General features: G+C 30.9%; 18 protein-coding genes. 6 read left to right on the top strand and 12 right to left on the bottom strand.

The window, feature by feature from the left end; genetic code table 11:
* Positions 1-112: 112 nt before the first annotated feature.
* Positions 113-484: a DNA topoisomerase IV gene (locus VKY41_RS06485; protein WP_500813625.1), complete on the top strand. Its 372-nt coding sequence runs from the start codon at positions 113-115 to the stop codon at positions 482-484.
* A 197-nt stretch (positions 485-681) separates the two neighbouring features.
* Here the strand turns inward: VKY41_RS06485 and VKY41_RS06480 are convergent, their stop codons facing one another.
* Positions 682-1140: a cold-shock protein gene (locus VKY41_RS06480; RefSeq protein WP_500813624.1), complete on the bottom strand. Its 459-nt coding sequence runs from the start codon at positions 1138-1140 to the stop codon at positions 682-684.
* Between the two features lie 266 nt (positions 1141-1406).
* The gene (locus VKY41_RS06475; RefSeq protein WP_500813623.1) at positions 1407-2750 is read right to left on the bottom strand and encodes a T9SS type A sorting domain-containing protein; all 1344 of its coding nucleotides are present in this window, start codon (positions 2748-2750) and stop codon (positions 1407-1409) included.
* A gap of 232 nt (positions 2751-2982) precedes the next feature.
* On the opposite strand from VKY41_RS06475, the gene VKY41_RS06470 reads away from it, so the two are divergent.
* Positions 2983-3282, top strand: a complete 300-nt coding sequence (locus VKY41_RS06470) for a DUF3817 domain-containing protein (RefSeq protein ID WP_500813622.1) — start codon at positions 2983-2985, stop codon at positions 3280-3282.
* Positions 3282-4526 (top strand): mechanosensitive ion channel family protein, encoded by a 1245-nt coding sequence (locus VKY41_RS06465; RefSeq protein WP_500813621.1) that lies wholly within the window; start codon positions 3282-3284, stop codon positions 4524-4526. The genes VKY41_RS06470 and VKY41_RS06465 overlap by 1 nt, the downstream gene beginning before the upstream one ends.
* Here the strand turns inward: VKY41_RS06465 and VKY41_RS06460 are convergent, their stop codons facing one another.
* Complete coding sequence (locus VKY41_RS06460; protein ID WP_500813620.1) at positions 4527-4913, bottom strand: acyl-CoA thioesterase; 387 nt, start codon at positions 4911-4913, stop codon at positions 4527-4529. It lies immediately after the preceding gene.
* Positions 4914-5081: 168 nt separating this feature from the next.
* Here VKY41_RS06460 and VKY41_RS06455 point away from each other — a divergent pair, with 168 nt between their 5' ends.
* Together VKY41_RS06455 and VKY41_RS06450 are read left to right on the top strand one after the other, a co-directional pair.
* Positions 5082-5483 (top strand): glyoxalase, encoded by a 402-nt coding sequence (locus tag VKY41_RS06455; RefSeq protein WP_500813619.1) that lies wholly within the window; start codon positions 5082-5084, stop codon positions 5481-5483.
* 3 nt (positions 5484-5486) lie between these two features.
* Entirely contained in the window at positions 5487-5933 is a 447-nt protein-coding gene (locus VKY41_RS06450; RefSeq protein WP_500813618.1) for a transcription elongation factor, read from the top strand.
* Here VKY41_RS06450 and VKY41_RS06445 read toward each other — a convergent pair.
* The 3 genes from VKY41_RS06445 to VKY41_RS06435 all read right to left on the bottom strand — a co-directional run bounded on the left by VKY41_RS06445 (position 5926) and on the right by VKY41_RS06435 (position 8471).
* Positions 5926-6603: a DUF2461 domain-containing protein gene (locus VKY41_RS06445; protein WP_500813617.1), complete on the bottom strand. Its 678-nt coding sequence runs from the start codon at positions 6601-6603 to the stop codon at positions 5926-5928. The genes VKY41_RS06450 and VKY41_RS06445 overlap by 8 nt on opposite strands.
* 158 nt (positions 6604-6761) lie before the next feature.
* The gene (locus VKY41_RS06440) at positions 6762-7241 is read right to left on the bottom strand and encodes an Lrp/AsnC family transcriptional regulator (protein WP_500813616.1); all 480 of its coding nucleotides are present in this window, start codon (positions 7239-7241) and stop codon (positions 6762-6764) included.
* 63 nt (positions 7242-7304) lie between these two features.
* Positions 7305-8471 (bottom strand): M14 family zinc carboxypeptidase, encoded by a 1167-nt coding sequence (locus VKY41_RS06435; protein WP_500813615.1) that lies wholly within the window; start codon positions 8469-8471, stop codon positions 7305-7307.
* A gap of 300 nt (positions 8472-8771) precedes the next feature.
* Here VKY41_RS06435 and VKY41_RS06430 point away from each other — a divergent pair, with 300 nt between their 5' ends.
* Entirely contained in the window at positions 8772-9170 is a 399-nt protein-coding gene (locus VKY41_RS06430; protein WP_500813614.1) for a helix-turn-helix domain-containing protein, read from the top strand.
* 58 nt (positions 9171-9228) lie between these two features.
* Here VKY41_RS06430 and VKY41_RS06425 read toward each other — a convergent pair whose 3' ends face one another.
* The 6 genes from VKY41_RS06425 to VKY41_RS06400 form a co-directional block, all read right to left on the bottom strand.
* On the bottom strand, positions 9229-9714 hold the full coding sequence (locus VKY41_RS06425; protein ID WP_500813613.1) for an ABC transporter ATPase: 486 nt from the start codon (positions 9712-9714) through the stop codon (positions 9229-9231).
* Positions 9714-10505 (bottom strand): (Fe-S)-binding protein, encoded by a 792-nt coding sequence (locus VKY41_RS06420; RefSeq protein WP_500813612.1) that lies wholly within the window; start codon positions 10503-10505, stop codon positions 9714-9716. Before VKY41_RS06420 ends, VKY41_RS06425 begins: the two co-directional genes overlap by 1 nt.
* A gap of 69 nt (positions 10506-10574) precedes the next feature.
* Positions 10575-11021 carry an LNS2 domain-containing protein gene (locus tag VKY41_RS06415; RefSeq protein ID WP_500813611.1) on the bottom strand — a complete coding sequence of 149 codons (447 nt, stop codon included), beginning with the start codon at positions 11019-11021 and terminating at the stop codon, positions 10575-10577.
* A 41-nt stretch (positions 11022-11062) separates the two neighbouring features.
* Positions 11063-12373, bottom strand: coding sequence for a 4Fe-4S dicluster domain-containing protein (locus tag VKY41_RS06410; protein ID WP_500813610.1), 1311 nt, complete (start codon positions 12371-12373; stop codon positions 11063-11065).
* 16 nt (positions 12374-12389) lie between these two features.
* The gene (locus tag VKY41_RS06405) at positions 12390-13337 is read right to left on the bottom strand and encodes an MlaD family protein (protein ID WP_500813609.1); all 948 of its coding nucleotides are present in this window, start codon (positions 13335-13337) and stop codon (positions 12390-12392) included.
* 55 nt (positions 13338-13392) lie between these two features.
* Positions 13393-14520, bottom strand: coding sequence for an N-acetylmuramoyl-L-alanine amidase family protein (locus VKY41_RS06400; protein ID WP_500813608.1), 1128 nt, complete (start codon positions 14518-14520; stop codon positions 13393-13395).
* Positions 14521-14658 lie beyond the last annotated feature (138 nt).

Genomic DNA, 14658 nt, shown 5'->3' with positions numbered 1-14658 from the left:
ATTAATTTATTCTCAAAATTAAAAATTAAGAGCCTATATGGGATTATGGGCTTCTTTTTAGTACTTTTGACTAATTATTTAAATGAAATTCTTATTATTTTTTAAACCGTTTATGAAATATTTATTCAGCATAGCTTGCTTACTCTTATTATCAGGATGTTACGAAGTTGAACGCAATTGTACAGATTATCAACTAGGAACTTTTTATAGCGAAATAACCATAGATGGTGAAGTTTTCAAGTCGAAATTTATTAGAACTAAAGACCTTCAAGTGGAAACTTATAACAACAAAATTGACTCAGCACAAGTTCGATGGATAAACGATTGTGAAGTTATTTTTAAAACCATTAATCCAAAAAGTATGGCTGAGCAAAAAGATATCCACTTAAAAATATTAACTACAACAGATTCCACTTACACATTTGAATATTCCTATGTAGGTGAAAAAACAAAACAAATTGGAATTGCAACTAAACTAGAGTAATCGTTAGCTTAAACAATAACTTTAAGTAAACAGCAATTAAACTATTCTAATCAGGAGTTTAAATCACTTAATTTGAGTTTTAAAATATAAGTTACTGGTCCATATAACAACACTGCTATTTTTAAAAAAGGAAATAAAACAAAAAAAAGACCACCCTATTTGGATGGTCTTTTAGTTTTATATACGATTGTTTAAATCTAAATTAGAGTTACTCTAACCGCATTTAAACCTTTCATACCCTTCTCTAATTCGAAAGAAACTTTATCGTTTTCTTGAATCTCATCGATTAATCCACTTACGTGACAGAAATATTTTTCTTGATTTTCAGAATCAATAATAAATCCAAATCCTTTTGAGTTATCAAAAAATGACACTTTTCCTTTTCTAATTGGATCTACTTCTTCTATATCACTATCATCACGTTTTGGAATACTTACTTCAATACTCTCAGCATCTACCTTTATTTTCATCGATGGATCTGGTGGAGTATCAGTTAGGTTCCCGTTGTAATCTACGTATGCAAACTGTATACCTTCGTTTCCGCCAGTTTCTTTGTCCAGCTTACGAGCTTCCATTTTTTTACGTTTATCTTCACGCTTCTTTAAACGTTTTTTTTCTTTTTCACTTTTATTAAATGTTTGCTGCGATTTTGCCATTCGTTAATTTAAATATTAATTTTATTTTAATTGTTTAAGAAGATGATTGAAATATTAAACGGTGATTTACTATCAGGAATCTTGGACTTCTTAAAACTACCTAAAGAGATTATTTGCTTTTCCAAGCAAAGGTAGATTTCTTTATCATCAGCAAAGATAGGCAATCATTTCGATTTATTTGAAACTATCTGAAAAAACAACGAAATTTTATTGTATTTCACATAAAAAACACTAAAGCAACACAAATTAAAACCAACCCTACTACGCTATTTTATTATCAACTTCTTAGTTTCGATGGCTTGACCATAAGATATTTGTGCAATATACATCCCTGAACTAACATTGGTTAAATCAATATTATTAATCCCCTGATTTAAAATTTTAAGATAAATTCTTTGCCCACTAACTGTATATAATTCTAATTTAGCTTCATTTGTTTTCACTGTAATTACAACTGTGTCTAAAGCTGGATTCGGGTACATCTCTACTTCCAATAAAGATGGATTTTTTACTGACAAAGCCTCGCAATCAAAATTACTTTCAACAAAAGAACAGTCTTCATCTACACTCCAATTAGTTAAAAATGATGCATTGGAATCATCAACGAGAATACAAGATAAATTATTGTTTTGAAGCATTTTAAATTCTGAAATATAGCCGTTATTTCCATTTCTAAAATCTACAAAAGACAAATTGTTGTCATCACATTTAATCCATCTAAGAACCGAGTTTCCGGATATATCTAAAGTTTGAAGGTTGTTATTTATTGCGTAAAACAATTTCAAGTTTGGACTAGCAGATAAATCAACTTCATTTAAGTTGTTATTACTAACAAACAACCTAACTAATTCTGGCGCATTACTAATGTTTAAATTACTGATATGATTGTCTCTACAATCAAAATAATTCAATTGAGAATTGGTGTCTACAGAAAGCTCGGTTAAATTATTTTCATTACAGGTAAGAGTTTGCAAACTAGTATTTTGTGAAACGTCTAAAGTATTCAAATTATTAACCCCAATATGCAATACTTTTAAAGCACTATTATTACTAAGGTCTATATTGGTTAAATTATTAGAGTAACAACCTAAATGTTCTAGGTTTATATTATTAGAAACTTCCAACTCTGTTAAGTAGTTTAGATTTACTCCCAACTCCTCTAAAAGTAGATTGTTGGACACATCAATAGAACTTAATGAGTTGGAACTAAGCCAAACCCATTTGAGTTTTGTGTTTAACGAGAGGTCTATATTGGCAATCTGATTGTCATCCGCATTCAATTCATACAACTTTGTATTTTGAGAAACATCCAAACCCACTAAATTATTTGCGGAACAATCAAGTGTTTTTAAATTAGTAAACGCCTCTATTCCTGTAAGATCAGAAATAAAATTTTGAGATACATTTAAATAATAGACTACACTAGCGTCACTATTTAAAATATTACCATTTAAACCATTAGTATCAATATTTAAATCAATTAAGGCTTGTTCAAAATTAGGGTCTGGAATAAGCGTGGTTTGACAGTATCCTTTATTTGTGTTTAAAATTATTAAAACAAATATGACTGGCGAAAGAAATCGGAATATGCTTAAAGTAGTAGGTTGCATACGTTTATTTTTAAAAAATCAACAGCCTATTTCGCTGTTATTTAACACAATAAAGATATTGTTTAATTAAAATGAAATAGAATTTTATCGTTAGAATTTAAATTTCAACGACAACTTACTGCTTTGAACATAATTACTTACAAAATTTGCACACATATCAGAAGTTAAAAACATTTTAAATATGAGGTAAATTGTAACTTGAATTGTATTTTTGCAACTTAAAATAATATATATGTTCTCCTTATTAAACGTCTTTCGAATTGTTGCTTTATTAGAAGGATTATCCTACCTTTTGTTATTGTTTATTGCTATGCCAATTAAATACCTTGAATACTTTGGCGAGGATCCGCAATACGTAAAACTACTTGGAATGCCTCACGGATTATTATTTGTTGGCTATGTTATTTTGGCCATTATTTTAGGATCCAAGCTTAAGTGGGAAGGAAAAACATTACTATTTATCTTAGCAGCTTCCGTAATACCATTTGGAACTTTTTATGTAGATAAAACTTACTTAAAACGAGTATCTTAATGAAAGAATGGCAATGTTATTTTTACGATTATTTTCTAGCGCTACAACTTCCTGAAACCGCAGCTAAATACCTAAACATGGTATGCTTGTTGGTAATTTTAACTACTGTTGTATACTTAACAGATTTTATTACCCGTAGGATTTTAGTAAATGCATTTATCAAGTTTTCCAGTAAATCTAAAACCAATTTCGACGACTTACTAGTCAACCATAAAGCTCCAAAATACATTGCCCATATTGTTCCTTTAATTATTACCATTAAGGTTTTTCCTTTTGTTTTCTACGATTTCCCACACTTTGAAGAATACATAGTCCTTATTCTAAAAGTTTATGGTGTTTTCCTTACTGTTTGGATTATTAGAAGTATTCTAAGAACTTTTGAATCTTATTTTAAAACCTTACCAACCTTAAAAGACAAACCTATAGATAGTTACATTCAAGTAGTTATGCTATTTGTATGGGTTATTGGTATAGCTTCGTGCTTAGCCATAGTTATTGATTTACCATTTACACAGTTTTTCACTACACTTGGAGCTGCGTCAGCCGTTTTATTGTTGATTTTTAAAGATACCATTTTAGGTTTAGTTGCTAGTATTCAAATAGCTATAAACGACTCTGTAAGAATTGGAGATTGGATTACAATGGAAAAGTTTGGAGCTGATGGAGACGTTATCGAAATCAACCTTTCTACTATTCAAGTTCAAAATTTTGACAAAACCATAACCCACATTCCTACATATGCTATTCTTACTGACTCTTTTAAGAACTGGAGAGGAATGCAGTCTTCAGGTGGAAGACGTATTAAACGCGCTATAGTTTTAAAAGCAAAAAGCGTTCATTATTTGACTAATGAAGATATTGAAAAACTAAAAAACATACAGTTAATAAATGAATATCTTTCTACGCGTCAGAACGATATTGACAACTACAATTCCCAAAACAACATCGACAAAAACACTCTTATCAACGGAAGAAACATGACTAACTTGGGGGTTTTTAGAAAATATTTACTCTCTTATATTCAAAACCACTCAGCAATTAATAAAGACATGTCCATTATGGTTAGACAATTAGACCCTACTCCAAACGGATTGCCTTTAGAAATTTATGCTTTTAGTAGTGACAAACGCTGGGAAAACTACGAATATATTATGGCTGATATTTTTGATCATGCCATTTCCGCCGTTAGTTATTTCGATTTGGAACTTTTTGAATACCCTACCGATTTCCCAAGATTACAATAACTATTTTAATCGATCCTTTACGAATTCTATTTTGGTTTTTCCATGAGGAAGCGGACTTCCGTTTTCATCAAGATTAACCATTACAATATTTTCTACCGTTAATATAGTTTGCCTGGTCATCTTGTTTCTTGCTTCACAATTTAAGGTAATTGAAGATCTCCCAAATTTCACCACCTTCATACCCAATTCAATAATATCTCCCTGTTTGGCTGAACTTGTAAAATTAATTTCAGAAATAAACTTGGTTACTACCCTAGCACTTTCTAATTGAATGATACTGTACAATGCAGCCTCTTCATCAATCCATGCTAACAGTCTCCCTCCAAATAAAGTTCCATTTGGATTTAAATCTTCGGGTTTTACCCATTTTCTTGTGTGAAAATTCATATTTGAATCTTTAAAATTTATCAATACCCAAAGATAGATTTTAATGCGCATTATTACACACTATTACAACTTTGCTTTTTAAATTTTGTTAATAAGACTGTTGATATTGCTATCTAATCTTCTCCATAACAACTAATATTATTCCTAACTTGAAGAAAACTCAATAAAATGAACAGATCTTCAGACTTAAAAGAATGTCGTCCTACAATCTCTTCTGCGTTATTTTCAGAATCCATGAGCGACGACGAGCGTTTTCAAAATGCTACTTTGCGACCTATTTTTAAACTTCAAAATGATTTACTTGTGGAGGTTTTTAAAAACTATATTTCTAAACACAAAAATGTATTCTTTACTCTAACTACAGAACAGAAAATAGATTACATCGAGAATTCTATACAAAAAGACATGAAGTTCAGAAATTCCCTAAAAGGAATGATTATTGGTCAATTTACTGTAGAAGAATACAAATTTTATATTACCAATTCTTCTGCATTAAATAAACGAATGATGCATTTAGCTAAGGAAAAATTAATTAGTAACATTCAAATATTCTGTCATATATTTGCGTAAGATATGAATACAAAAGAACAACTTTTACAAGCTTGTTTCAGCTATGTAAATAAACGTATTGCTAGCTATAAAAACGAAATAGAAACTATTAAAGATTCTATTGAGAGTAACGATAAAAGCAATGACGAAGGAGACGATTCCGGAAACGGAAAACTATTTAACGATTTGGAATCAAATTCACAATATTTAAGTGATGCCAATAAAATGTTGGATATCTTGAATTTGATAAATTTCAAAACGGTAAGCGACAACGTAGTGTTAGGAAGTCTTGTAAAAACAACTTCTAATAACTTTTTTATCGCTATAAGTGTCGGCAAAATAGAAGTTGAGGGTACTCCTTATTTAGGTATTTCTTTAAATTCTCCTATTGGGCAACTACTTAAAAATAAAATTGTTGGAGATACAATAACCTTTAACAATAATACATTTACTATTATAGAAATTATATAATACGTTCTCCGTTCAAATTCGTTGTAAGCACATCACTCATATAATCAAAATACGGCCTAATTATTTTAAATGACGCATTTACTTCATCTAAAAAATTAGCAGCCAAGACCTGTTCGTCGGTAAAACCTTTACTGAAGATATATTGTTTTTTTCGAATTAAATGTATGGCTGGATGATCTTTATCAAAGCCTCTTGGAGCCGTCTTCAACTCCTCTCCTTCTAAATCACCCCAAATTTCTTTAAATTTTTTATGAGATATAATTTCTCTAATCTCCGTATCATTCATTTCAAATTCCTTACGAATTCGGAGCAAATCGGCCTTATTTGGCTCCCAAAATCCTGTGGCGATAAACGATCGGTTATTTGGAGCTAAATGCACATAATAACCTCCACGAAATTCCGGTTTTTTTCTTTTAAATGAACCACTAAAATGGATTTTATAAGGCAATTTATTTTTTGAAAAACGGACATCACGATAAATTCTAAAAACTTTTAATTTCTCTATGTCATCATGAACCATTAAGCCCTGTAACAAAGCGTTGAAAAATAATTTAGTTTGCTTTTCTATTCTTTTAAACTCTTCTTTATGCTCATTAAACCAATCACGATTGTTGTTTTTTTCAAGCTTTAATAGAAATTGAAAAAGATCTTCTGAAATACGAGGGTTCATAATATTGTAATTTGCTTAAAAGTACGAAAAACACTCCATGTTATTACTGAAATTTATATTTGGGTTATATTAGTGTCATAGCAAAGATTCAATATACCTAAAACAAAAAAAGACCATCTTTAAAAGACGGTCTTTATATTTTTCTTACATAATATTAACTACATATCGTTAAATATAGAATGCATCAGTCGTTTTTTATCATTCAAACTCTCCTCTAATGATATCATCGTTTCTGTTCTGTAAACCCCTTCAATATCATCTAACATAAAAATAATTTCTTTGGCGTGCTCTGTGTCTTTAGCTCTTATTTTACAAAATATATTAAATTTCCCAGTAGTAATATGTGCAACTGTTATGAAAGGTATTTCGTTAATACGCTCTAAAACAAACTTAGTTTGTGATGTTTTATGAAGAAAAACACCTACATAAGCAATAAAGGAATAACCTAGCTTTTTATAATCTAAGGTTAACGAAGAGCCTTTAATAATGCCTGCATCTTCCATTTTCTTTACTCGAACATGAATAGTCCCTGCTGAAATTGATAGTTTTTTCGCAATATCAGTAAAAGGAATCCTCGTGTTTTCAATTAACATATCTAAAATTTGATGATCAATATCATCTAACTTAATTTTCGCCATTTATAGTTTTTTTTAATAAAGGCCAAAATTAATACATTAATCGCAATTAAATAGGATATTGGCTTAAGATTGTGTTAATTTTAATGAGTATTTCGTGTTTTCTATAAAAATCTCATCAACTTCAAGTCCTTCTATTAAATCTTGGTTTGATTTCACTGAAACCATATTGCTATGAGCAGAAATTTCTTTGTGGCCAAAATAAGAACTTAAATCCCCTATTTTTTCAATTTTAGGAACAAAATCTATGCTGTTATTTTTTAAAACCTCTTGATACTGAATAGCTATATCCCTTATTATCACTCCATTAGAATCAGGAATCTTCGCTTGTCTAATAATGATATCAAAATAACTTTTACTGTTCATAGGAATATCAAAATAAGGTTTATACTCAGAACCAGACACCTTATTAATAGCTATATAGTACAATCCGTACATAAGAGCTTGAAACATGTAAAACCTAGTAATTTCTCTAGCATAATCGTTTTTATAGTGCCCAGCTTCAAATAAAAGTGTAGGAACTTCCAAAACCTGAAAAGTGTCTCCTACGCAGTTATCATTAAAGGTATCGTCGTATACACCTATTTGTTTAGGAATTTGAGCCTGTAACAAGTTATTAATAGCTACAATAACCTCCATAGCCTTTTTTCGGGTATCATTCAACATACACCCCTCATCTACAGCCGGAGACAAGAATGATAAGGTAGCTGATTTATTAACCTCTCCTGCAGCAAAAAAGGTTCTTTGTCCATGTAAATTAAAGCAAAAATGAGGTTTAAAGTCATTAAACAAGTTTCTTAAAACTATGCTCTCTGGTTGAGTCAGGCTTTTTGCGTCTCTATTTAAATCAATTCCATTAGCATTTAGCCTTGTAAAGGCTTTAGCCCCATCAGGATTTAAAATGGGAATAATAAGTACAGTACAACTATTAAGAATTTGTTGAATATTATCGGAGTCGTCTAAAGAAAATACATTACACAAATCGAAAATAGCCTTCGTAGACGTGCTTTCGTTACCATGCATTTGAGACCATATCAAAATCTTTTTTGTGCCATTCCCAATTTTTATAGAATGAATAGGAGCCTTTAATACTGAATCACCAATCTGATTAATCTCAAAATGGTCTTTTAAGTTTTCAATCAAAGGAAGGATGTGGTCATTATTTATGTAGCGATGTTTAAGTCGTAATTCTTTATAAGAATCGTAACAGTTTTTTAAATAGTCTTTAGTCATTGAAAAAGCTTTGATACAAATGTAAACAAATAACAATTTACATTTGTAAACATTGTTTTTACATAAAGTTGTTTACAAGATTAACCATAGTATTAATGGATTATTAAGTCTGTAATCACCTATGATACAAAATTATATGTATAATTTAAAGAAACTTTTATTAAATTGTATATCAGTTAGTTATGAGTATTAATATAAAGCCTTTGTTTAATCATATTGTTAATTATTTCGCTTGTTTTACTACATATTACACAATTATTGTTACATTTGTAAATAGAACTATTTAACCAAATGTTTACAATGATAAACAATGAAGAATTTGCCTTAAGGCTTCAAAAAGTGATTGATTTTTACAACGAAAATGCTTCTTCTTTCGCTGAAAAAATTGGAGTTCAACGTTCAAGTATTTCACATATATTATCTGGAAGAAATAAACCAAGTTTAGACTTCATCTTGAAGGTCCTCTCTACTTTTCCGGAAGTAGAATTATATTGGCTATTAAATGGTAAAGGTCAATTTCCTGTAAAAGATAATTCTCAAGGCAAATTGGATTTTGAAGAAAATAGTAAAAACAATAATCCTATAACTGTTCCTTCAGAAATTAAACAAACTGAAAAAATTAGTTCAACAGGAAAAAGTATCGAGCGTATAGTAATATTTTATACGGACGGTAGTTTTAAAAACTTTGAAGAATTTTGAAATAAAAAAACCTGGATAAAAATCCAGGTTGTACATAACTACGTTATTTCAGAAAAAATTATTTTAAAAATCGGCTGTGCCAACTATCGCTTGCAGGAACTTCCCAATTTTCATTAAACTCTGCAATATTTACAACCAAATTATTAAATACTATGGTGTTTTTTGAAATGGCTCTTTCCTTAGCCATTTTCTTAAAATCGATTAAGGTTTTGTACGCAATGAAATCTCCTTGTTTGTATGAGACATTCATTTTATCTAATAGATCTACTCCATACTCCTTTTCCAAATCTTGAATAAAATGCACTGAAGCATCTATAGAACATCCTGTGGCCGCTCCTACTTGCTGATTTAAAGCAATAACAATAAAGCGCTTGTAAACAATTTTATAGCCAGCTTGCAAATCGCTACCATGAGCTGTCCAATTATCAAGAAAAATATCTAGTTTAGCCTCTATTTCTTTTATTTCTTCATCTGTAAAAGATCTGTTGCATTGGTAAATCCAAACTTTGGATTCTTCTGGAAGGGTGTTAAAATCTACTAACATTATTCTTGAGAGTTTGCTATTAATTCGGCAATATCCAATACTTGAATACTGTTTTCTTTTTCTTTGGCTTTTACACCGTCTGTCATCATAGTATTACAATAAGGACAACCTGTTGCAATAATATTTGCCTTGGTTTCTAAAGCATCTTCTGTTCTTAACACATTAATGTCTTTATCTCCCTTTTCTGGCTCCTTAAACATTTGTGCGCCTCCTGCTCCACAACATAGAGCCGAGTTTCGATTACGCTTCATCTCTACCAATTCCACGCCTAATGTTTTTAACAATTCTCTAGGAGCTTCATATACATTATTTGCTCGACCTAAATAACAAGGGTCGTGAAAGGTGATACGCTTTCCGTTTAGTTCTGAAGCTTTTCCTATTTTTAATTTACCAGCTACTATTAAATCATTAATAAACTCTGTATGATGTTGGACTTGGTAGTTTCCACCAAGCTCTGGATATTCGTTTTTTAGAGTATTGTATGAATGCGGACAAGCGGTTACAATTCGTTTTACTTCATAAGCATTCAATATTTCAATATTGGTTAAAGCCTGCATTTGAAACAAAAATTCGTTTCCTGCGCGTTTAGCTACATCACCGGTTGAACTTTCTTCTGTACCTAATACCGCAAAATCAATATTTGCATTATTGAGAATCTTCACAAAAGCTCTAGTTATTTTTTTTGCTCTATCGTCGTAACTTCCAGCTGCACCAACCCAAAATAAAATTTCTGGTTGTCTGCCTTCTGCCATACATTGCGCCATGGTTGGCACCTTTAATTGTTCGCTCATTGTATTACGTGCTTTAATTATACGATTAGCTCTGCTGAATCTTCAATTTCTTGATTATACAGTACTTGCTTAATCATGATGACCATCGTCAAAAACTTGAATGGTCGCTTTTTTATCTACTAACTCGGTAAATTTTCCTTTATATCTCGTGGCTTTTACTAAATGATTATCTATCCAATGATAATTTCCTCCTCTAGGTTTTCCCATTAATAAACTATGGTATTTAAACCCGTTTTTTTTCAACCAGATTTCAGTATTCGTTCTGTGCTCTTCTAATCTAGATGTAAAAAAACAAATTAAATGGCCTTCATCAAACCACTTATTACATGTTTCTAGCGCATCTGGATATACAGCCGCAGTTAGCATACGCTCTGGTTCTTCGTTTGGAATATCATCACAGATAGTTCCATCAATATCTATTAAGTAGTTTTTTATTCCTTCTGGTAATATAGGACTTACCTTTTCACCAGCCTCTACTTTTTCTCGTAATAATTTGTCTGCGTCTTCCCTTTTCATTTGTTTTTCCCTGCAAAAGCAGAACTCCTTAAATTATACTTTTATTTTTCATCTTTCCAATTCAATCTATCCATTTGATTGTATGGCCAAGGCGCTCCATTATTTTCAATATTTGTCATCATATTATTTAGTTCCATTGGGGCTGCACTTTGCTCCATAACTAGATAACGTCTCATTTCAATAATAATGGACAGTGGATCAATACTTACTGGGCAAGCTTCAACACAAGCATTACATGTGGTACATGCCCATAGCTCTTCAGGGGTTATATAATCTCCTAAAAGTTGCTTGCCATCATCCTTAAATTCACCATTATTAGCATCAATATTTTTACCTACTTCTTCTAATCTATCTCTAGTATCCATCATGATTTTTCTAGGAGATAGTTTTTTTCCAGTTAAATTGGCTGGACACTCACTCGTACAACGTCCACACTCGGTACAAGTATAGGCGTTTAATAATTGCACCCAACTTAAATCTTGAACATCACTAGCTCCAAATTTTGCTGGCATTTCAGCCTCGGCCCCCTCTGCTGGTGCTGCAAACGGATCGACGTTTGGATCCATCATCATTTTAACTTCTTTGGTAACAGATTCTAGATTACTTAATTGCCCTTTAGGTTTTACTTTACCATAATATGTGTTAGGAAATGCTAAAAGAATATGTAAATGCTTAGAGTAATACAAATAGTTTAAGAAAACTAAAATACCTACTATATGTAACCACCAAGCTGCACGTTCAATAATATGTAGTGTTGTGTCTGGTAAGCCACTAAACCAAGGAGCAATAAATTGACTAACAATATTTCCTGAATTCATTAATTGAAAATGAATATCCGTGGCATTCATTACTAAGAAAAGAGCCATAAGTACCATTTCGAAATACAAAATGTAATTGGCATCGTTTTTTGGCCAGCTTGTCATTTCGCTTTTCCAAAAACGTTGAACTTTTATAACGTTTCTTCTTATCCAAAAAATAGTTACTGAAATGAATACTAAAAGCGCTAGAACCTCGAAACTACCAATTAAAACCCCGTATAGTTTATCGAAATATGAGAAAACTCTCCAAGATCCGGTTAAACCGTCTATGATAATTTCTAATAATTCGATATTGATGATAACAAATCCAACATACACTACAACGTGTAAAAAACCAGCTATTGGTCTTTTAACCATTTTACTTTGTCCTAAAGCTATCATGGCCATATTTTTCCAGCGTTGCGATTTATTATCGCTTACATCTACATCTTGCCCTAGCTTGATATTTCTAATAAGTTTTTTTACATTTCTGGCAAAATAACCCAGACCTGCTATAAGTACTAAAGCAAATAAAATATTTGGAAGATAATTCATTGATTGGTTGGTTTAATTATTCTCTTTCGTCTACTGGTTTTTCGTAACTATTTTTATTTTTTCCGCCAAAAACGGATACATGAATATAACGTTTTGGGTTCAATTTAAAATCTTGTAGCAATTCGCTTAGTTGTCCTGAAGCCACTTCAAGATTATGATACAATTTTTCGTCTTTAAGTAATTTTCCCATAGACCCTTCACCCTTGTCTAATCCTTCTAATAGTGAATTTACATTTTGCAAGGTATTATCTAAGTTTGCAACAGTTTTTGAAAATTCAACATCTTTCAAATCTTCTGAAAGTACAGCGAGGTTTTTACTAACTGCATTAAAATTACTAATAACTTGAGTTAAGCTATCTTGGTTTTTGGCTATTAAATTATTAAAAGAACCTGATAAGTTTTTAAATGAAGATAAAGTTAAGTTTAATTCTTTTATGGCGTGCTTTAAACCAGCATTAGAATCGTCTTGAACTAAATTATTAAGGTTTACTAATAAGGTATCGGCAGATTTTAAGGTACCATCTAAGCCGTCACTTAAACCAGAGAAATTATCAGTTAAGTCTTTAATCAGTCCTGGTTCTACTTCAGACTCCAATTTGTCACCACTTTTAGCAAATTCATTATCCGTGGCAGGTATGATAGCAAGTCCATTACCATCTAAAAGCCCCATTGGATAGAGCCTCATTTTACTGTTTTTTGAAAACTTTAATTCCTTGTCTACAGTAAATGAAACTAGAGTTTTACCCGTTTCTGTAACGTAGGTAATTTTATTTATTTTTCCAACACTGTTCCCTTTAATTGTAACGGGAGAAGCTGTTGTTAAAGCGTTATAATCAAACTCGGTGTAAAATGTATCAGAAGAATCTAGTAGATTTTTACCCTTTAAATAATTAAATCCAAAAATGAGGAATAAAATCCCAGATATTACTAAGATAGCTGTTTTAACTTCTCTTGATAGTTTCAAATTATATGTATTTAGTTACCTAACAAAATTAGAAATAAATTTATAAAGAATGACTCTAATTTACAGGAGATTTTAACGCTTCTGCCAATGGAATAATTTTACCTTCTTTAAATGCTACAATAAAACTTGAAGTATAACCTCTTGATTTCGCATATTTTTGGAAATCTTTTATTTCAGTGTAATTAGAAGTGTAACCATAATAATATTTATAAAGCCCTTTCAATTTTTCTCGTGTAACACCTTCTAAACCTTTAAAATTAAATGGCTTAAGATCAATTTCCCGAGAACTAGCTGCAATCTGAACTTTAAACACGATGTTTTTATAAATTTCTGCTGGCTCAGGATTCTCTAAGGCTACTAACTTTGTTTCTTGTTTATCTTGGTACACAAAATTATCTATGTTTTGATAAATAGTATTTTTATAATCTAAAATAGCCTTCTTTATAGCGGTAGACATTTCTTTTTGCCCTTTACTAGAGTTTAAATAAGGACCTTCTTCTTTATTAGTAATAAACCCTGTTTCAACTAAAACACTTGGCATAATAGTTTGATGTAATACTATAAAACCTGCTTGCTTAACCCCTCTGTTTTTACGCTTTAGAATATTTGTAAAATTGTCTTGAATTAAACTAGCTAACAGAATACTTTGATCTAAATACTCTTCTTGCATAAGAGTTAAGCCTATAAAAGAACCTGGTGAATTTGGATCAAAGCCTTCGTAGTTTTTCTCGTAGTTATCCTCTAAATAAATAACTTCGTTTTCCGCTTTTGCTACATTAAAATTAGTGTCGTTTCTATTGATCCCAAGCACATAAGTTTCCGATCCATATGCTTGCGTATGATGCGCATTACAATGTATAGAAACAAATAAATCGGCTTTAGCTTCATTAGCAATTTTACCTCTTTTAAATAAATCTACAAAAATGTCTGTTTTTCTTGTATAGACTACTTTAATATCAGGATTTTTCTCCAACTCTTTTCCTACCTCTAAAGCAATTTTCAAGGCAATATCTTTTTCCTTATATCCATCTTTAGAAGGTTTTCCTGGATCCTTCCCTCCATGACCTGGATCTAAAACCACAATAAATTTATCAGAACCACCTTGTGCATACAACGTGTTGCTGCTTATATGTAATAAAACACATAAAGTAAATAAGAAAAATATAATTGATTTCGTTTTCATGTAAATGTATATTGTTTTTTATTTGTTACACATAACAACCATTTTAATCCTTTCCTTTGTACGGAAAAATTAATGAAGTTGATTCATATATCTAACAACAACTTTAGAGCAGATTTATTACTCTAAAAAATTCAGTAT

The sequence above is a fragment of the Xanthomarina sp. genome, assembly GCF_035306605.1.
Taxonomy (GTDB): domain Bacteria; phylum Bacteroidota; class Bacteroidia; order Flavobacteriales; family Flavobacteriaceae; genus Xanthomarina.
This window is presented reverse-complemented; position numbering and strand designations above follow the sequence as displayed.